Source organism: Myxococcus sp. CA039A (assembly GCF_013336645.1).
In the GTDB taxonomy this organism is placed as follows: Bacteria; Myxococcota; Myxococcia; order Myxococcales; family Myxococcaceae; genus Myxococcus; species Myxococcus llanfairpwllgwyngyllgogerychwyrndrobwllllantysiliogogogochensis.
On record NZ_JABUMQ010000742.1, the window covers coordinates 1 to 569 of the forward strand.

Here is a 569-nt window from a genome sequence, read left to right on the forward strand (position 1 = left end):
TGGGGCCAGCTGCTCGCTGAGGTCGCGGTTGATGGAGCGCACACCGTCCTCCTCCAGCTCCACCGTCTCCTCCACCAGCCGGCGGTCGCCCTGTGCGAGCGCCACGCGGTACGTCCCCGCGCGCAGGGGCAGTCGCGCGGGCGTCAGGTCCACGGCCTTCCCATCCACCTGCACCACGAGGCCCGGCGGCGTGGACGTCACCAGCAGAAGACCGCCGCGAGGCTCCTCCAGCACGGTGGTTTCTTCCCTGGGTTGCTGCTGCTGCGCGCGAGCGGCGGCGGCCCTGGAGGCGCGCGAGCGGGCGGTCTGCCGCGTCGGGGGCTCCCGGGTCGCCTTGGCCTGCTCTCCGCGTCCCCGGCTGCGCTCGCGCGACTGGAGGTCGGTGGCGATGCGCAACAGCTCGACCAGGTCTCCGCCGGGCGTCTTGCGCAGGCTCAGCGCCTCGGTGAACTCGCTGACGGCGGTGTCGTAGTCGCGGTCTTCCAGCGCGGCGAGTCCGGCGGCGCGGCGCGCGCGGGCCAGTCCCTCGCTCGCGTCATCCACCGGTGGGGCGGTGACGGGGTCGGGCG

General features: G+C 74.9%; 1 protein-coding gene. It reads right to left on the bottom strand.

Annotation, left to right across the window (positions count from 1 at the left end; translation table 11 throughout):
- Nucleotides 1-569: PEGA domain-containing protein (locus HR086_RS47365; RefSeq protein WP_174468961.1), on the bottom strand; the 569-nt coding region annotated here is incomplete at both ends.